This window comes from Nesterenkonia sandarakina (assembly GCF_013410215.1).
Lineage (GTDB): Bacteria > Actinomycetota > Actinomycetes > Actinomycetales > Micrococcaceae > Nesterenkonia > Nesterenkonia sandarakina.
On record NZ_JACCFQ010000001.1, the window covers coordinates 319,982 to 336,723 of the forward strand.

At 67.9% G+C, this 16,742-nt stretch carries 17 protein-coding genes and 1 tRNA gene; 12 read left to right on the forward strand and 6 right to left on the reverse strand.

The window, feature by feature from the left end:
• Positions 1-74 precede the first annotated feature (74 nt).
• The 3 genes from HNR11_RS01455 (at position 75) to HNR11_RS01465 (ending at position 3,080) form a co-directional block, all read left to right on the forward strand.
• The gene (locus tag HNR11_RS01455) at positions 75-827 is read left to right on the forward strand and encodes a hypothetical protein (RefSeq protein WP_179440793.1); all 753 of its coding nucleotides are present in this window, start codon (positions 75-77) and stop codon (positions 825-827) included.
• Between the two features lie 80 nt (positions 828-907).
• Positions 908-2,086 (forward strand): DUF4389 domain-containing protein, encoded by a 1,179-nt coding sequence (locus HNR11_RS01460; RefSeq protein WP_179440794.1) that lies wholly within the window; start codon positions 908-910, stop codon positions 2,084-2,086.
• A gap of 7 nt (positions 2,087-2,093) precedes the next feature.
• Positions 2,094-3,080, forward strand: a complete 987-nt coding sequence (locus tag HNR11_RS01465; RefSeq protein WP_179440795.1) for a zinc-dependent alcohol dehydrogenase family protein — start codon at positions 2,094-2,096, stop codon at positions 3,078-3,080.
• Positions 3,081-3,131: 51 nt separating this feature from the next.
• On the opposite strand, the gene HNR11_RS01470 is transcribed toward HNR11_RS01465, so the two are convergent.
• Entirely contained in the window at positions 3,132-4,196 is a 1,065-nt protein-coding gene (locus tag HNR11_RS01470) for a universal stress protein (RefSeq protein WP_179440796.1), read from the reverse strand.
• A gap of 55 nt (positions 4,197-4,251) precedes the next feature.
• Positions 4,252-4,839 (reverse strand): TetR/AcrR family transcriptional regulator, encoded by a 588-nt coding sequence (locus tag HNR11_RS01475; RefSeq protein WP_179440797.1) that lies wholly within the window; start codon positions 4,837-4,839, stop codon positions 4,252-4,254.
• Positions 4,840-4,928: 89 nt separating this feature from the next.
• Here HNR11_RS01475 and HNR11_RS01480 point away from each other — a divergent pair, with 89 nt between their 5' ends.
• The 5 genes from HNR11_RS01480 to HNR11_RS01500 are packed head-to-tail and all read left to right on the forward strand — an operon-like array spanning position 4,929 to position 10,308.
• The gene (locus tag HNR11_RS01480; protein WP_218849631.1) at positions 4,929-6,092 is read left to right on the forward strand and encodes an MFS transporter; all 1,164 of its coding nucleotides are present in this window, start codon (positions 4,929-4,931) and stop codon (positions 6,090-6,092) included.
• Positions 6,093-6,144: 52 nt separating this feature from the next.
• Positions 6,145-6,942, forward strand: coding sequence for a DeoR/GlpR family DNA-binding transcription regulator (locus tag HNR11_RS01485; RefSeq protein ID WP_343050552.1), 798 nt, complete (start codon positions 6,145-6,147; stop codon positions 6,940-6,942).
• Entirely contained in the window at positions 6,939-7,991 is a 1,053-nt protein-coding gene (locus tag HNR11_RS01490; RefSeq protein ID WP_179440798.1) for a 1-phosphofructokinase family hexose kinase, read from the forward strand. The genes HNR11_RS01485 and HNR11_RS01490 overlap by 4 nt, the downstream gene beginning before the upstream one ends.
• Positions 7,988-10,045: a PTS fructose transporter subunit IIABC gene (locus tag HNR11_RS01495; RefSeq protein WP_179440799.1), complete on the forward strand. Its 2,058-nt coding sequence runs from the start codon at positions 7,988-7,990 to the stop codon at positions 10,043-10,045. Before HNR11_RS01490 ends, HNR11_RS01495 begins: the two co-directional genes overlap by 4 nt.
• Complete coding sequence (locus tag HNR11_RS01500; RefSeq protein ID WP_179440800.1) at positions 10,042-10,308, forward strand: HPr family phosphocarrier protein; 267 nt, start codon at positions 10,042-10,044, stop codon at positions 10,306-10,308. Before HNR11_RS01495 ends, HNR11_RS01500 begins: the two co-directional genes overlap by 4 nt.
• A 150-nt stretch (positions 10,309-10,458) precedes the next feature.
• On the opposite strand, the gene HNR11_RS01505 is transcribed toward HNR11_RS01500, so the two are convergent.
• From HNR11_RS01505 to upp, 4 genes are all read right to left on the reverse strand, one after another.
• A complete protein-coding gene (locus tag HNR11_RS01505) occupies positions 10,459-11,325 on the reverse strand; it encodes an AraC family transcriptional regulator (RefSeq protein WP_179440801.1) in 867 nt (288 codons plus the stop codon).
• Positions 11,326-11,435: 110 nt separating this feature from the next.
• Positions 11,436-11,942: a histidine phosphatase family protein gene (locus HNR11_RS01510; RefSeq protein WP_179440802.1), complete on the reverse strand. Its 507-nt coding sequence runs from the start codon at positions 11,940-11,942 to the stop codon at positions 11,436-11,438.
• A gap of 7 nt (positions 11,943-11,949) precedes the next feature.
• Complete coding sequence (locus HNR11_RS01515; protein ID WP_179440803.1) at positions 11,950-12,741, reverse strand: winged helix-turn-helix domain-containing protein; 792 nt, start codon at positions 12,739-12,741, stop codon at positions 11,950-11,952.
• Positions 12,742-12,917: 176 nt separating this feature from the next.
• Complete coding sequence (gene upp, locus HNR11_RS01520; protein ID WP_179440804.1) at positions 12,918-13,553, reverse strand: uracil phosphoribosyltransferase; 636 nt, start codon at positions 13,551-13,553, stop codon at positions 12,918-12,920.
• Between the two features lie 135 nt (positions 13,554-13,688).
• Here upp and HNR11_RS01525 point away from each other — a divergent pair, with 135 nt between their 5' ends.
• The 4 genes from HNR11_RS01525 to HNR11_RS01540 all read left to right on the forward strand — a co-directional run bounded on the left by HNR11_RS01525 (position 13,689) and on the right by HNR11_RS01540 (position 16,729).
• Entirely contained in the window at positions 13,689-14,129 is a 441-nt protein-coding gene (locus HNR11_RS01525) for a nucleoside deaminase (RefSeq protein ID WP_343050685.1), read from the forward strand.
• Between the two features lie 40 nt (positions 14,130-14,169).
• A complete protein-coding gene (locus HNR11_RS01530) occupies positions 14,170-14,691 on the forward strand; it encodes an adenine phosphoribosyltransferase (protein ID WP_179442808.1) in 522 nt (173 codons plus the stop codon).
• Positions 14,692-14,765: 74 nt separating this feature from the next.
• Positions 14,766-14,856 (forward strand) — tRNA-Ser (locus HNR11_RS01535).
• Positions 14,857-15,208: 352 nt separating this feature from the next.
• Entirely contained in the window at positions 15,209-16,729 is a 1,521-nt protein-coding gene (locus HNR11_RS01540; RefSeq protein ID WP_179440806.1) for a CYTH and CHAD domain-containing protein, read from the forward strand.
• Positions 16,730-16,742 lie beyond the last annotated feature (13 nt).

Consider the following 16,742-nt stretch of genomic DNA (forward strand, 5'->3'; position numbering starts at 1 on the left):
GCCGCCCAGACCTGCACTGGCTAGTCTCGGCCCAGGCCGCTCAACGGCGCCACCCCTGGGAACGAGGTTCCGCCATGACCACAGCAGGACGAGGCTGGCTGAGCAACGGCGTGGCCGGGCTGCGGATCGTGGGCCACCTGCTGACCGGGCCGCTGCTGCGCCGTCGCCGGATGAGCTGGGGAGCCACCAGCTCAGATGTCGAGGCCTCGTGGCCGGGCGGTGAGCTGATCCCCGATCCGGCGTGGACCGCGACCCACGCGGTGACGGTCGCCGCGCCTGCGGAGCAGGTGTGGCCCTGGGTGGCTCAGCTGGGACAGGGTCGCGGCGGGTTCTACAGCTTCGAACGGCTGGAGAACCTCCTCGGGTGTCAGATCCGCAATGCCGATCGGGTCCTTCCGGAGCATCAGGACGTCGCCGCGGCCGGAGAGATTCGACTGGCACCTCAGATGGCGATGCGGGTGGCACGGGTCCAGAGCGCCGCCGACCTGGTCCTGGTCGTGGACTCGAGGCCCGGAGATGACTCGAGGCCCGGCGATGACGCAGGGCCCGGCGATGACGCAGGGCCCGGCGAGCCGGCTGCGCTCGTGGCGGGCCTCTGGTCGCTGCACCTGCGGCCGGCTCCTGGCGGCGGCACCCGGCTGGTCGAACGACTCAGCTACCCCAGGCAGAGGTCCATCTCGCAGCGGATCTTCAGCTCCCGTCATCTGATCGAACCGATCAGTTACGTGATGAGCAAGGAGATGCTGAGCAACATCAGAGATCTTGCACAGCGCCGCGAGATCACCTCTGCCTCCGACGAGGATCTCGCCCAGCCGAGTCTTCTCTGATCTGAAAGGTTCCCCCTGCCCGAGCCCGGTCCTACTCTTGAAACACGATCTACCCACAGATCCAGCCAAGAGAGCCCGTGATGTCACAGACCTCTCCACCCAGCGCGCACCGGGACTCCCCCACCTCCCCCAAGATGAGACCGGGACAGTGGGTCCTGTTGATCCTCGGTGTGCTGCTCGGCAACCTCGGGGTCACACTCCTGCTCGGCGCCCTGCTCAGGGCCCTGCTTCCGGAACCCGATGAATGGCGGGTCATGAAGCACCAGGAGGCGTCCGACTGGGGTATGCAGCAGGCCACCGACGCCTGGGAACGGCTGCAGGACCTGGCACCCACGCTGGCGATCATCGGGTCGATCGCATTGCTGATCGGCGTGGCCGGGGTGCTGCTCGGCGCGGCCGGACTCGGACGTGACATCGACCCGCAGCGGCTCGCCGCGGCATCGGATGCTCCCGGCGCACCGGGGGCATCCACTGCGCCCGGCCCCCAGGGCTCCCCCGCGGGCCCGGCCCCCGCCGTCGTCGGCTATCCGGTGCGGCTGATCGGGCTCCTCGACTCCCCGCCCTCCCGTGCGCTCTGGCTGGTGAAATGGCTGTTGGCGATCCCGCACTACCTGGTGCTGGCGCTGCTGTGGTCCGCGCTGGTGGTGACCACCTTCGCAGCGGGGCTGGTGATCCTGTTCACCGGCCGCTACCCGCGGGCATGGTTCTGCTTCAGCGTGGGGGTGCTGCGCTGGTCCTGGCGCGTCGGGTTCTACGGCTACGCCGCACTGGCCACGGACCGGTATCCCCCGTTCACCTTGGCCCCTGCGGACTATCCCGCGGATCTGAGCATCGCCTATCCGCAGCGGCTCTCCCACGGACTGGTGCTGGTGAAGTCCTGGCTGTTGGCGATTCCACACCTGCTGCTGATCGGGATCTTCACCAGCCCCTCTGGCACCGGGTGGCAGGGCAGCTGGGAGAAGGCCGGCAACACCACGGGCGGCGGCGGGGGCTTCTCGCTGCTGGGCCTGCTGCTGCTGATCACCGCGGTCATCCTGCTCTTCACCCGGCGCTACTTCACCGGGATCTTCGACCTGGTGATGGGGCTGAACCGGTGGGTCAACCGGGTCGGCGCCTATGTGCTGCTGATGCGAGACGAGTACCCGCCGTTCCGGCTGGATCAGGGACCCGAGGAAACCGACCGGGCCCGCCTGCCTGGTCACGAACCCTCCGAGCAACGCCCCGGGACCAGTCCTGCCACCTGGTCGGACTGGGTGTAGGCCTCTGATGAGAGCATGGTGCGCCAGTTCGATCAGCTCCACGCTGGAACGAGCCGAGATTCCGGTTCCGACCCCGGAGCCCGATGAGCTGCTGCTGCGCGTGGAGGCCTGCGGGGTGTGCCGGACCGATCTGCATGTGATCGATCACGACCTGCCACCGCACCGGGCCGATGTGGTGCCGGGGCACCAGATCATCGGGATCGTGGAGGCTCGCGGAGCGGCGGTACGACGCATCGAGCTCGGGGAGCGCCTCGGCGCCGCCTGGCTCAGACGCACCTGCGGCAGCTGCCGCTGGTGCCGGGCCGGCCGCGAGAACCTCTGTCCGGACTCCCTCTATACCGGGTGGGACGCCGACGGCGGCTTCGCCGACTACGTCACGGTCCCGGCCGGATTCGCCTACCCGCTGGGAGAGCGCGTGGAACCGGTGCAGACGGCTCCGCTGCTCTGCGCCGGGATCATCGGCTACCGGGCGCTGAGCCGCAGCATGCTGCCACCCGGGGGCAGGCTGGGCATCTACGGCTTCGGCTCCAGCGGGCATCTGACCGCGCAGCTCGCCCTGGCCGCCGGGGCCCGCGTCTGCGTGATGACCCGCGGGGAGCCGAATCGCAGACTTGCTCGGCGGCTCGACGTCGAGTTTGTCGGTGACGCCTTTGCGGATCCTCCGGCACCGCTGGACGCGGCGATCATCTTCGCACCCGCCGGGGATCTGGTGCCGGCCGCGCTGCAGGCAACCCGCCGGGGCGGCACCGTCACGATCGCGGGGATCCATATGAGCGACCTGCCCTCGATGCAGTACCAGGGAAGCCTCTTCTATGAGCGAGATCTGCGCAGCGTCACGGCCAACACCCGCGCGGACGGCGCCGCATTCCTGGGCCTGGCCGAACGGCTCGGCATCCACGCCCAGGTGACGCCCTACAGGTTCCAGGACCTTCCCGTGGCGCTGGAGGACCTGCGTCGTGGCCGCGCCTCGGGCTCGCTGGTGCTGACCTTCTAGGCCTCGACTACTCGAGGCGTCCGCCTGTCCAGGCGTCAGCCGCGACGACCCTCAGTGCCTGTGCCAGCGGTGTGGCTTATGCGTGGGGATCACCAGCACCGGGCAGACTGCTCGGTTGAGCACGGCCTGGCTCACCGAGCCCAGCAGCAGCCCGGAGAACCCGCCGTGTCCGCGGGTCCCGATCACCACCAGCTCCGCGGTCCGCGAGGCCTCGGACAAGACACCCGCCGGGGATCCGTCGAAGAACTGCCAGCGCACAGAGACCCCGGGGGATCTCTCCGCCACCTCCTGGGTCATCGCTTCCAGGTGGTCGGTATAGCGTCGGCGCAGATTCGGCAGTTCCAGGTTGTGCTCCACCGTGTTGGGGTACCAGTGGCCCTGCGCGTTCAGCGGAGCCGCGGAGACCAGGGTCAGCGGAGCCTTCACCAGCTCAGCGGCCTCGGCCGCCAGGTGGACGACGTCGGCCGCGCGGTCGCCGACGTCGACCCCGACCACGATCTCAGAGTCGAAGTTCAGCGCCTCGGTGACGTTGGCGAAGGACCGGCGCCGGTGGTCCCTGGCATGGGACTCCTCCATCAGGCTCACCGGCTCCTCATGCTCCGCCTCCGCACCGGGCCGGTCCTGTGCGGGAGCGAGCAGCTCCGTCTCGGAGTCAGACTCCCAGCGCTCCGGGACCACCAGGGTGGGACAGTGGGCATGCGCGGCCAGCTTGCCCGAGACGCTGCCCAGGAAACGTCCCGCGAACCGGTTGCGGCCTCGCTTGCCGACGACGGCGAGCCGGGCCTCCTGGCTCTCATCGACCAAGGTGGCGCCGGGGTCACCCTCCGCGGTGCGCGTGCTGACCTCGACCCCGGCCTCGGTGGCGCGGGCGGAGTATTCATCAAGCAGCGTCTGCACAGTGTTCGCGGCCTCAGATCGATACTGATCGAGCTGACGCACATAGTAGTCATCGGTGACGACCGGGCGGACGAAGGTCCCGATCAGACGCAGCGGCCACTGCCGCTGCTTGGCGACCAGCAGTCCCACCTTGAAGGCGCGCTCGCTGCCGGCCGAGCCATCAATGCCGACGAGCACGCGGGGGACGTTGCTGCTTTCGGATTTCTGGGTGTGTTCCATATCACGATGCTAGACCCGAAACAATGAACTTTACAGGCAGCGGGAGTCGGCAATTTCAGCCGGTTCTCCGAGCCTGCACCGCGGCCTGCGCCGCACGTCGGCCTCCCTCCACCGGGGACCCCGGGTAGCCGCGCAGATAGCTGGCAAGGACCCCGGTGTAGATCAGAGCCATCTCATCCGCCAACTCCTGGGCCTTGACCTGGTTCTGCGCGAGGGGCCGCGAGAGGTGCAGCAGGCGCTCGGTCAGGAGATCGGTGTGCGAGGCGAGCACCTGCGCAATCGCCGCAGGAGCACTTGGGAGCTCATCGGCGGCGGCGAGGAAGGCGCACCATCCTGCGGGGTGATGCTGCTCCTCGCGGTAGGTCGCCACGGCGTCGAAGATCGCCAGGAGTCGTCCTTCGTCGTCGTGGGCCGCGACCACGCAACGGTCCCACACCATTCGCCAGTCGTGGAGCCTGGTGTCGAGGACCTCCGCCACGAGTCCATCCTTGCTGCCGAAGTGCGTGTAGAGGGTGGAGACAGAGACCCCCGCCTCGCGCAGCAGGTCATCGACCGGGGTCGCCCGGATGCCTTGCTCGAAGAGCACTCGGTCTGCAGCGTCGAGGAGCCGGGTGCGGGCGGGAGGTCGTCGGGCTTCCGTCATCGTCCCAGCCTACCGATTCGGACTGCATAAACGTTTACCATGCTGTAGCGTAACGAACGTTCTGTTTTTTGATAGTGAGTGAGTATTCGATGAGGTTCTACATCTTCAGCGCCATGAGCCTGATCGCAGCCACCTACGGGTTGGCTCGATTCGGCTACGGGCTGTTCCTGCCACGATTCACCGAGACCTTCGAGATCGGCGCGGCAGCCTCGGGGTCGATCCAGGCGGGGAACTTCCTCGCCTTCTGCCTGGCCGCATCGCTGGCGATCCGCATCGACGCCCATCCGCGCCGGGTGATCATCTGCGCCGGAGCAACTGCCGCGATCGGGGCGGCAGGGGTGGCAGCCGCTCCGAATGTGGGCGTCTTCGCCGCAAGCGTGGTGCTCGCCGGCGCCGGGGCCGGCTTCGCCACACCAGGCCTGGTCACCCTGACCGCGCGCAACGTCATCGAGGCGCGCCGCGAGAGTGCGCAGACGATCGTCAACGCCGGAACCGGCGCCGGAATCGTCGTCGCCGGCATCCTGATGTTCCTGACCATGAGTCAGTGGCGCCTGGGATGGGCAGCCATGGCGCTGCTGATCGCTCTGGTCACGCTCTCCACGCTGATCAGTGACCGCCCCGACGAAAAGGCCCCGCCGCGCCGGTCGGCGCTGAAGCTGCGCCGCGAGATCCTTCGGCCATTGGCCTGGCCGATCCTCGCCGCGCTGCTGGCGGGAGCATCCAGCGCCGCCATCTTCACCTTCGGGCGCGAGATCATGGAGGAGGCCCGCCCCGATCAGGAGGCCTATTCCATCCTCGCCTGGATGACCCTGGGGGCCTTCGGCGTGCTCGGCGCAGCCGCCGGCCGCATGGCCCAGCGGTGGACCCCCGAGTTCGCCTGGAACCTGACCGTGGTGATCATGGCATTGAGCGCGGTCCTGCTGGCGGGCTTCCCCGGCATCACCCTCCCGGCCTTCACCTCGGTCGCGCTCTTCGGCGCCAGCTACACCGCGATCTGCGGAATCCTCATCATCTGGTCCTCCCGGATCATCCCGGATCGGGCCTCAGTGGGCACGGCCGTGCTGTTCATCGCACTGGCCATCGGACAGGCTGCCGGCGCCGTGCTGCTCGGGATCCTCATGGAATCCACCACCACCCTTCTCACCTTCCTTACAGCCGGGGCGCTCGGCGTCGCCGCGGTGATCCCAGCCGTGCGACTCAGTGCCACAAAAAGCGACCCAGAAACGGTTGCGAACACAGGCAAACACAGATAAAGTCTGTCTAAACCAACACGCACGTGTTGCAGATCACGATCCAGGGGGACCCATGACACTGCTCGCCCCCGAGCGGCACGAGCGGATCCTCGACCGGCTGCGCCGCAGCGGCACCATCACGGTCCAGGAGATCGCCGATGACCTCCAGGTCACCAAGGAGACTGTCCGCCGTGACCTCGACCAGCTCGAGATCGCCGGTTCACTCCAGCGGGTCCATGGCGGCGCCGTCGCCAGTTCCGCGCCTTCGCGCCGGGAGACCTCGCTGCGGCAGCGGCAGAACGAACACTCCCGCCAGAAGCGCGCCATCGCCCGGGAGGCCTTGAGCTTCGTGCCCTCCTCCCCGGATGCCTCCGTGCTGCTCGACGCCGGCACCACCACCGAGGCGCTCGCCGATCTGCTCGGTGCCGAGACCCAGGAGCGGCACACCCGGTTCGTGACCACCAGCTCGGTCCCGATCGCGCAGAAGCTGGCAGAGGTCAGCTCCCTGGACGTGGAGGTGCTCGGCGGGAAGGTCCGCGGGATCACCGGCGCCGTGGTGGGCGCGCAGGCCGTGGCCACACTCTCCCGGCGCCAGGCCGATGTCGCCTTCATCGGCACCAACGGGGTGGATGCCGGCTTCGGCCTGTCCACCCCGGACACGGCAGAGGCCGCGGTGAAGTCCGGACTGGTCCACGCCGCCCGCCAGGTGGTCCTGCTGGCAGATTCCAGCAAGCTCGGGCAACGCACCCTCGTACAGTTCGCAACCCTGGAGGAGATCGATGTGCTGATCACCGATGACGCACCGCACCCGGAGCTGGCCCACGCCCTGCAGGATGCCGATGTCCGAGTCCTGGTGGCGGTGACCCCATGATCGTGACCTTCACCCCCAACCCGAGCCTGGACAAGACGCTCGAACTCGACGCTCCGCTGCGCCCCGGCGCGGTGCAGCGCGCCATCGGGCACACCGCAGAGCCTGGCGGCAAGGGCGTGAACATCTCGCGCGCGCTCACCGCAGCCGGCACCCCGTCGGTGGCGGTGCTCCCGGGCGACCCGAAGGATCCGGTGCTGCTCGCCCTGCAGGAGCTCGGCGTCCCGGCGCGGGCGCTGCCGCTGGGCGCTCCGCTGCGCACCAACACCGCGATCACCGATCCGCAGGGCGTGACCACCAAGATCAACGAGCCCGGGCCGGCGTTCGACGCCGCGCTCACCGATGCGCTGCTTCAGCTGCTGCTTCAGGCCTCGGCCGGCGCGTCCTGGGTGGCCCTGGCGGGGTCGCTTCCGCCGGGAGTCCCGGTGGACTTCTACGCCCAGGCGATCACCGCACTGCGCAGCAGCTTCGGAGACCAGGCACCGCTAATCGCCCTGGACACCTCCGGGGAGCCGATGGCCGCCGCTCTGCCCGCGGAGCCGGATCTGATCAAGCCCAACGCCGAGGAGCTCCTTGAGCTGCATGCCGCCTTCGCTGGATCCGTCGCGCCTGACGCCTCGGGTGCTCAGCGACTCGCCGAGGAGCTCGAGACCGACCCGGCCCGCGCCGTGCAGCTGGCCACCGAGCTTCAGCATCACGGGGCTCGTGCCGCGCTGGTCACCCTCGGCGCCCATGGCGCGGTGCTCATCCCTCGGCTGACCCGCCGGGACGACGACCGTGCACCTGTTGCGCTGCGCGCCTGGGGGCCACCGATCGTGCCGCGTTCCACCGTGGGCGCCGGTGATGCCTCACTGGCGGGCTTCCTCGCCGCCGCCCAGGCCGGCGCCTCCGAGACCGATTCACTCAAGCACGCCATGGCCATGGGACGAGCCGCCGCAGAGCTGCCCGGCTCCATCATGCCGACCCCGCACCACCTCAGCACCGAAACACTCAGCACCGAACACCTCATCCTCAATCCGAGCACCACTACTGTGAATGTGGAGACACCATGAACACCATCATCACGCCGGAGCTGGTGAGCCTCGACAAGCTCACCGCCGGCAGCAAGCGCGAGGTCATTGATGCCCTCGCCGCCCTCGTCGGCTCCGCCGGACGCAGCACCGCCGTCGACGAGCTCGCCGCCGATGTCTGGGCTCGGGAGGAGACCTCCGAGACCGGCATGCCCGGTGGCATCGCCATCCCGCACTGCCGCACCGGCGCCGTCTCTGAAGCTACCCTGGCCTTCGCCCGGCTGGCTGAGCCGGTGGACTTCGGCTCCTCCGACGGACCGGCTGATCTGGTCTTCATGATCGCCGCCCCCGACGGCGCGGACCAGGCCCACCTGAAGATCCTCTCCGCCCTGGCCAGCTCGCTGATCAACGAGGAGTTCCTCGCGGAGCTGCGCAGCGCCGGATCCGAACAGCGCGTGGTCGACCTGGTCGCCGAGGCGGTCCAGCCGGCACCGGTGACCGCCGGCGCCGGGGCCCGCGGGTCCTCCTCGCCGGCGGCATCCACCGCCGGCACCGGGGAGGCCACGGGCCAGAGTTCGACGACGGCCGGTCGCCTGGTCGCCGTGACGGCTTGCCCCACCGGCATCGCGCACACCTATATGGCAGCCGACTCGCTGAAGAAGGCCGCGAAGGAAGCCGGCGTGGAGCTCCAGGTGGAGACCCAGGGCTCCTCCGGCTCGACCCCGCTGGGCGCCGAGACCATCGCCGCCGCCGACGCCGTCATCTTCGCCACCGACGTCGACGTCCGGGATCGCCACCGCTTCGCCGGAAAGCCAGTCATCGCCTCCCGGGTCAAGCGCGGCATCGACGAACCCGCCAAGATGATCGCCGAGGCACTGGCCGCGGCGAAGGACCCGAACGCCGCCGTCGTCGCCTCGGGCGGATCCGGTGACTCCGAGGGCAGCACCGCTGCCAGCGGGGAGCGCGAAAGCTTCGGCCGCGCGACCCAGCGGGTCCTGATGACCGGTGTCAGCTATATGATCCCCTTCGTCGCCGCGGGTGGTCTGCTGATCGCGCTGGGCTTCCTGCTCGGCGGCTACAACATCACGGAGGTCGCCAACGACGTGGCCCTGGGCAACTCGCTGTGGAACCTGCCGACGCCTGATCAGCTGCCCGAGGAGTTCCTCGGCTGGGGTGCACTCGGCGGCTACCTGGGCGCGGTCTTCTTCACCCTCGGTGGGGCGGCTATGGGCTTCCTGGTCCCAGCGCTGGCCGGCTACATCGCCTTCGGCATGGCCGATCGCCCCGGCATCGCCCCCGGCTTCACCGCCGGTGCGATCGCGCTGACCATGGATGCCGGCTTCATCGGCGGCATCGTCGGCGGTGTGCTCGCAGGTGCGGTGGCCCTGTGGTTCCGCAAGCTCAACGTTCCCCGCTGGCTCTCCGGGCTGATGCCCGTGGTGATCATCCCGCTGCTGGCCACGCTGGTCGCTGGTGGACTGATGCTGCTGGTGCTCGGTGGACCGATCGCCTCGCTGACCGCAGCCCTGGAGGGTTGGCTCAACGGAATGACCGGCTCGGCCGCGATCCTGCTGGGCATCATCCTTGGTCTGATGATGTGCTTCGACCTCGGTGGTCCGGTCAACAAGGTGGCCTACTCCTTCGCTGTGGCCGGCCTCTCGGCAGCGGTCGCCGATGGCAACACCGGTCCGCTGATGATCATGGCCACGGTCATGGCCGCAGGCATGGTGCCCCCGCTGGGCATGGCGTTCGCGACCTTCATCGATTCTCGACTGTTCAGCCCGGCCGAGCGGGAGAACGGCAAGACTGCCGTGCTGCTCGGCGCGGCGTTCATCTCCGAAGGCGCCATCCCGTTCGCGGCGGCCGATCCGCTGCGCGTGCTGCCGGCTTCCATGATCGGTGGCGCCGTCACCGGCGCTATGACCATGGCCTTCGGCATCACCTCCTATGCACCTCACGGCGGCATCTTCGTGCCGTTCGCCATCGAGAACTTCTGGCTTTTCCTGGTCTCGGTGCTGGTGGGCTCCCTGGTCACGGCGTTCTCGGTGATCGCCCTGAAGCGCTGGGCGCGTAAGGGTGTAGCCTCTGCTGCATGATTGAACGCACTGCGGTGATCGCCGCGGCGGCCGGGCTCCACGCCCGGCCTGCCGCGGCTTTCGCGTATGCGGCGGCAGAACAACAAGTCCCGGTGGAGATCGCGAAGCTCTCCGCGCCAGAGCTCTCCGTCCAGGCCGACTCTCTTCTGGGCGTGATGAGCCTGGATGTGGCCCACGGGGAGCGAGTCCTGCTGCGAGCCCGAGGCGAAGGTGCCGAGCAGGTTCTCGAGACCCTGGTGCAGCTGCTGGAGGAGTCACCGTGACGCTTGGCCGCCCCTACGGGTTCGCCGCTGTGACGAATTCGAGGCGCTGCCCAAGAAACGCCTCACCCTGAGGAGCCATTCGGATTCCGGCAGCCGCACCGACCGCGACGGTGAGCCCGCCGGCATCGATCTGCCGGCGGGCTCACCGGATCAGGCGCGTTCCACGGGGAGCCACAGGTCGCAGGTGGCCGTGCTGAAGTCATCTGCGCGCTCCAGCACCGCCACCATTGAAGGTCCCGGCCGGAGCCGCCACGGGTTCGATGGGAACCACTCTGTTGCGCTCGCCGCCCAGGCCGACTGCAATGCGGCAGGGTGCTCACCCTGGGTACGGAATACCACCCACGTGCCGGCCGGAACCTCGATCGTGTCGAGGTCCTCAGGAACTGGGGCTCCCTCTGTCACGGCGACGCCGTGGAGGTAGGTGAGTTCGGCACCTTCCGTGTAGTCCGGGTCGACATCGTCGCTGACCTGGAGCAGGCCCGGTGGCTCCGTGTTGCTCAGTTCCTTGAGCCGCGAATGCTCCGTCACAGGCAATGAGGCGATGTGCTGCTGGATATGAGAATTGGCGCCCTCATGGATGAGAGGCACGCGGGCAGCGTGGCCGACGAGCATGAAGGCTGGTCGTTCAGAGATGCGGGCGTCCATAGTGCTGTTCCCTTCTACGGTCAGGCGGAATCTGATCTGCGGTTGTGTGCGAAGGAAGCCGCCGTGACGGCGCACCTCACCGTGGCCGACCCCGTGAACTGATCGAAATGCTCGCCCGAACGCCTCGGTCGACCCGTAGCCGTAGCGCACCGCGATGCCCAGAAGGTCCTCGTTGCCGAGAACATCTGCGGCGGCAAGGGTCATGCGGCGTCGCCGGATGTACTCGGAGAGTGGCATCCCGGCCAATGATGAGAACATCCGCCGGAGGTGATACTCCGTGGTGCCAAGGTCCATGGCAAGCGCAGCCACGTCGATGTCCTCGGCCAGACGCTGCTCAACCGACTCCACCAGCGCGTTCAATTCGGCGATCATGGCACTCCCTTCAACCTCCATGCTTCCGGGCCGCAGGGAAGGGGCGCCCTACTATCTCTGCCCTATTCCATCGGGGTGGATCTAGGCCATTCCGCTCACTCGATCCGGACTCAGCCGGCGGTGAAGAAGTCCGTGAGCTCGGCGTCGCGCCCGTCCAGCTCTGCCCAGGGCTTGTGCACCTGGAACCGGGCGATTCCGGCAGGCGGCCAGGACCCCCCCATCTGGATCACGGGGTCCTCCTGGGACTGTGCGGAGGCCAGGTCCATGCTGAGCTCCTGGACCCCGGGCATATGGGCGACCACCAGCAGCGTGCGCACCGTCTGAGGAACCTCATTGATGATCGAGAGCATGGTGCGCGGGGCGGCCAGGTAGAGCCGCGAGTCCAGGTACGGCGTCGGAGCCTTCTCCCCCAGCTCGTGGTTGACCCAGATGCAGGTCTGCCGGGTGCGCATCGCGTCCGAGCAGACCGTGTTGTCCGGCAGATTGCCCGAGCCGACCAGCCAGCGTCCGACGGCGCGAGCCTGGTCCTGCCCGTGGCTGGTCAGGGTGCGGCTGTGATCCTCCCCGGAGAAGGAATGGCCGGCCTCGCCGTGACGCAGGATCAGCAGTTCAGGCACAGCGGACTCAGATCGAGTATTCCGGGGCCGCCCAGACGGTGACCTCGGGGTGCTCGTAGAAGCGGTATCCCTGGCCCCGCACGGTGCGCACGGTGTTGGCCAGGCGCCCCAGCTTGGAGCGCAGCCGGCGGATGTGCACGTCGATGGTGCGCTCGTTGGGCATCTGGTCCGGATCCACGTTGCGCCACAGGGTGGTCAGCAGCTCCTCGCGCCCCACAGTGCGGGACCCGTTGTCCACCAGGTAGTTCAGCAGCTCGAACTCCTTGAAGGTCAGGTTCAGGCCCTCCCCGTCCAGGCGCACCTCCCGGCGGGACAGGTCGATCAGGACCCCCGAGCTCGAGGGGGCCGGTGGGGTGTTGATCGGGACCTCGACTCCGCGGTGGGTGACGGTGGGGTCACCGAGCGCCTGTCGGACGACCTCCAGGTTGCTGCCCTCGTGGGCTGCAGAGGCCATCGCCATGGCGATGTGCACCTGAGACTCGGCCGCGATGTGCTCCACGTAGTCGCGCAGCTCGGTGGCGATCTTGTGCAGCGAGGTTCCTGCCGCACTGGCGGCGTCCTCATCCAGGCCGACGTAGACGACGAAGCCGCGGGTGACGATGTCGGGCTGGACCATCTGCGGACCACCGCCGTTCTGCGCCACCACCGGCACCGGCGCGGTGCGCGGGTGCGCGTCCCCGGCCTCATGGGTGGCGTTGGCCGCGCGGACCCGTCGGGCCATCTCGGCTCGGCGAGCGGCGTTGCGCACCGAGACATGGACGTAGCCAGGGTTCTGGGGCTGACTCAGGTGTGCGGACATGGTGGGCAACTCCCCCGCTGCTTGTGGACGGTGGTATCCATTACAGCGTGTCCGTCACATTTTGAATCCGCAAGTAACAAAAGGGGGGATCTTCCACATAATGAGATCGCGAGACCTATTTGTGACCGGGAACACCCATTGGGCGCCCTTGAGGCCTTGACTGCGGGCTGGAAGTGTTACTGAGCGAGCCCGTACAGCCGATCACCGGCGTCGCCCAGGCCGGGGACGATGTAGGACTTCTCGTTGAGCTTCTCGTCGATCGCGGCGAGGTAGAGCTCGACCTCGATGTCCCCCACCTTCTCGCGCAGCCGCTCGATGCCCTCAGGAGCTGCCAGCAGGCAGATGCAGGTGATCTTCGCGGCGTTGGCCTTCTTCAGGAAGCGGATCGCCTCGGCGAGGGTGCCGCCGGTGGCCAACATCGGGTCCAGCACAAAGACGTGGCGCCCGGTGAGGTCATCGGGAAGCCGCTCGGCGTAGGTGATGATGTCCAGGGTCTCTTCGTTGCGGGCCATTCCGAGGAATCCGACCTCAGCGGTGGGGACCATCGCGGTCATCCCGTCCAGCATGCCGAGTCCGGCGCGCAGGATCGGCACGACGAGCGGCTTGGGATCCGCCAGCTGAGTACCGGTCATGGTGGCCACAGGAGTCTGGATCTCCACCGGCTCGGTGGCGATGGAGCCGCTGGCCTCGTAGGAGAGCAACATCACCAGCTCGCGGGTGAGTTCCCGGAACTGGTTCGAGGCGGTCTCCACCCGTCGCAGCTGGGTGAGTTTATGGGAGATCAGTGGGTGTTCCACAACCTGTGCGCGCATGGTTCCAAAACTACCAGCACGCCTTCGACCAGGCCCCAGAAGGCCCGAGATCGCGGCGCAGAATATGCTGGGGCGGTGACAGGGAACTCTGAGCTCAGCCCATCGTGGTCACCACGCGCGCGAGCCGATCAGGAGGTGGCGCTCGGGCGCTGCCTGGAGCTGGCCGCCGAAGCCGGCCGCGGCGAGGACGTGCCGGTGGGCGCCGTCGTCTTCTCCGCTCAGGGGACGGTGCTCGGCGAGGGATTCAACACTCGGGAGCGCGATGCGGATCCGGCGGGCCATGCGGAGATCGCCGCGCTGCGGGCCGCCGCGTCAAGCCTCGGGACCTGGCGGTTGGACGGATGCGTGTTGGCGGTGACGCTGGAGCCGTGTCCGATGTGCGCGGGGGCGATCTATCAGTCGCGGATCGGGCATGTGATCTTCGGCGCCTGGGACGAGAAGGCCGGGGCGGCCGGATCGGTGTTCGACATCCTGCGTGAACCCCGGCTCAATCACTGGGTGGAGGTCCACCCAGGGGTCCGCGCGGAGGAGTGCGCCGCGCAGCTGCGGGCGTTCTTCGAAGCGTTCCGCGGATAGGCTTGGGCCCGTGTCCACACCCTCCTCGCCGCAGCTGTCCATGCCCTCCCCCGCGCGGTTGGCCCACGCAGAGTCGCTCTTCGCCGTGACCCCTGACTTCCCTGAACCCGGGGTCCTGTTCCAGGACATCTCCCCCGTGCTGGCCGATCCGGCGGCGCTGCGCACCATCGCGGAGGGGCTGCTCGCGCCCTTCGCCGGGAGCTTCGACATGGTCGCCGGGATCGAGGCGCGCGGGTTCACCTTGGCCGGGATGATCGCCGCGCTCACCGGCACCGGCTTCATGCCGATCCGTAAGGCGGGGAAGCTGCCCGCACCGGCCGGTCGGGTGGAGTACACCTTGGAGTACGGCACCGCGGTGATCGAGGCCCCCGATGTGCTCCAGCCTCAGCACCGGGTGCTCATCGTCGATGACGTGCTCGCCACCGGCGGCACCCTGGCCGCGACCCGTGAGCTGATCGGCCAGCTGGACTGCGAGGTGGCCGGCGCCGCCGTCGTCCTGGAGATCCAAGCACTCGGCGGACGCAAGCTCTGCGGCGAGGTCCACGCGCTGTTCCAGAGCTGAGGCTCCTCTCCAGATCCTGGCCCCTCGCGCGCTTTTGGGTGAGCGCGAGATGTTTGCGTATACTCAACGGGCCTGGTGACGTGTCCGAGCGGCCGAAGGTGCAGCACTCGAAATGCTGTGTGCGGTTACCCCGCACCGTGGGTTCAAATCCCACCGTCACCGCCAATGAAGAAGGCCCCTGCACCCTTAGATACCCGAGGGATGCAGGGGCCTTTCCTCTGCATCGAGCAGAGCGGCTCGCAAATGTTCGGCCAGCATCCATCCGACGCAGGGGTCGCCACACGCGGATAAGGCACGCACACCTTGGATCGACGCGGCCTACCCGGAATCGGTCACGCCAAACCGGGACTCGCGCCTCGTGAACTGACCCGCCGTGCAAGGTCTTGCCGCCGCCCTCGTCATGACTGGCACCACTCGCCATGACCCGCCGGCCCGTGCTGTGGACCGAGCCACTTCCTATGAATGCTGGTCCTGCCATGGCCTTCCTGCCTCATTGCATGCGGGTCTACGATGAAGCATGGACGCAGAACCCGCGAGTGAGACTGAACGGAAGTTCGACGTCCCGGAGAACATCGAACTTCCTCAGTTGACAGACCTCCCCGGGGTCAAGGCTGTCGATCAACCGATCGAGCACCGCCTAGAAACCGAATACTTCGATACCGCAGACCTGCGGTTGGCGTCGCGCAGCATCACTCTGGGCCGCCGGATCGGAGACGAGGACGCCGGGTGGGAGCTGAGACATTCCGCTCGCGCTGACGAGCGCCGCGACCACCATGCGCGGCCCCGTCGAACCTCCGACGATGTCCCGAAGACGCTCCTGCAACGGGTCCGGGTGTATAGCCGGGACAGCGCGCTGATGCCGGTGGCCCGGTTGAGGACTCGGCGTATCGTGTATCGGCTCCGCGACGACGACGGAGACGCTGTAGCGGCCTTCACCGATGACCATGTGAACGCTCAGACGCTCCATCCTGAACCGGCGTCGCAGTCGTGGCGCGAATGGGACTTCGAACTCTGCGATGCGCCGAAGGATCTTCTGAATGCCGGCAACAATCTCATCCTGGCCGCAGGCGGACACCCTTCAGCCCATGGTTCCGAACTGGCCCGGGCGTTGGGGACATTCCTGCACAACACTGTCAAGAGGGATTCTTCGCCCCCATCGACCAACCGGGCCGGAGATGTCGTCTTCGCCTACCTCCAGGAGCAGCTTGAGGTGATCCGGGACCAGGACCCCCGGGTGCGTCAGGACGATCACGACGCCGTCCACAAGATGCGGGTCGCCACCAGGCGCCTCCGATCCGTCCTGGCAACGTACGGGTCCCTGCTGGAGGACCGTGACACCGTTCACGTGGTCCGCGGCGAGTTGCGATGGCTCGCCGGTGTTCTCGCAACCGCGCGGGACACGGAGGTCATGCAAGGAAGACTCATGGAGATGATCGCGAACGAGCCAGCCGAGCTGCTGTCAGGCCCGGTGGCGCGCAGAATCGAAACCGAACTCGGGGGCGACTACAAGAAGGCATACCGGCGGGTGATGCGGGCACTCAACGGGAAACGCTACTTCCGTCTCCTCGACTCCCTCGAGTCTCTGATCGGCGCTTCCACGCTGTCGCCGCGGGGCGCGAAACCGGCGAAGAAGGCCCTACCCCCACTCATCAACCAGGACATCAAACGACTCCGACGCGCCGTCAAACATGCTCGCAGACACCCGGCAGGCACCGGTGATCCTTCGGCATTGCACGACGTCCGAAAAGACGCCAAGCGCCTGCGATACGCGGCCGAAGCAGCACGGACACTCGGTCGGAAGGAAACTGAGCGCCTTGCCGAGACAGCACATGGCATCCAGAAGATCCTTGGCGACTATCAGGACACTGTCGTCACCCGTGCTCTCCTGCGACGCCTGGGGGCCGAAGCCTTCGCCCAGGGAGAGAACGCATTCAGCTACGGCCGGCTCCACGCGCTGGAACAATCCACCGCCGTGAAAGCGGAAGCCGCGTTCCATCGGGGCTGGCAGCGCATTCCCACCCTGTCCGCGAAGAAGTAGACGGCCGCGCGTG

Coding starts and splice junctions, on each gene's coding strand:
- HNR11_RS01485 (WP_343050552.1), top strand. CDS start 6,145: ATGACACTGCTCGCCCCCGAGCGGCACGAGCGGATCCTCGACCGGCTG.
- HNR11_RS01495 (WP_179440799.1), top strand. CDS start 7,988: ATGAACACCATCATCACGCCGGAGCTGGTGAGCCTCGACAAGCTCACC.
- HNR11_RS01500 (WP_179440800.1), top strand. CDS start 10,042: ATGATTGAACGCACTGCGGTGATCGCCGCGGCGGCCGGGCTCCACGCC.
- HNR11_RS01475 (WP_179440797.1), bottom strand. CDS start 4,839: ATGACGGAAGCCCGACGACCTCCCGCCCGCACCCGGCTCCTCGACGCT.
- HNR11_RS01530 (WP_179442808.1), top strand. CDS start 14,170: ATGCCCTCCCCCGCGCGGTTGGCCCACGCAGAGTCGCTCTTCGCCGTG.
- HNR11_RS01455 (WP_179440793.1), top strand. CDS start 75: ATGACCACAGCAGGACGAGGCTGGCTGAGCAACGGCGTGGCCGGGCTG.
- HNR11_RS01505 (WP_179440801.1), bottom strand. CDS start 11,325: ATGATCGCCGAATTGAACGCGCTGGTGGAGTCGGTTGAGCAGCGTCTG.
- HNR11_RS01515 (WP_179440803.1), bottom strand. CDS start 12,741: ATGTCCGCACACCTGAGTCAGCCCCAGAACCCTGGCTACGTCCATGTC.
- HNR11_RS01465 (WP_179440795.1), top strand. CDS start 2,094: ATGAGAGCATGGTGCGCCAGTTCGATCAGCTCCACGCTGGAACGAGCC.
- upp (WP_179440804.1), bottom strand. CDS start 13,553: ATGCGCGCACAGGTTGTGGAACACCCACTGATCTCCCATAAACTCACC.
- HNR11_RS01540 (WP_179440806.1), top strand. CDS start 15,209: ATGGACGCAGAACCCGCGAGTGAGACTGAACGGAAGTTCGACGTCCCG.
- HNR11_RS01460 (WP_179440794.1), top strand. CDS start 908: ATGTCACAGACCTCTCCACCCAGCGCGCACCGGGACTCCCCCACCTCC.
- HNR11_RS01490 (WP_179440798.1), top strand. CDS start 6,939: ATGATCGTGACCTTCACCCCCAACCCGAGCCTGGACAAGACGCTCGAA.
- HNR11_RS01470 (WP_179440796.1), bottom strand. CDS start 4,196: ATGGAACACACCCAGAAATCCGAAAGCAGCAACGTCCCCCGCGTGCTC.
- HNR11_RS01480 (WP_218849631.1), top strand. CDS start 4,929: ATGAGGTTCTACATCTTCAGCGCCATGAGCCTGATCGCAGCCACCTAC.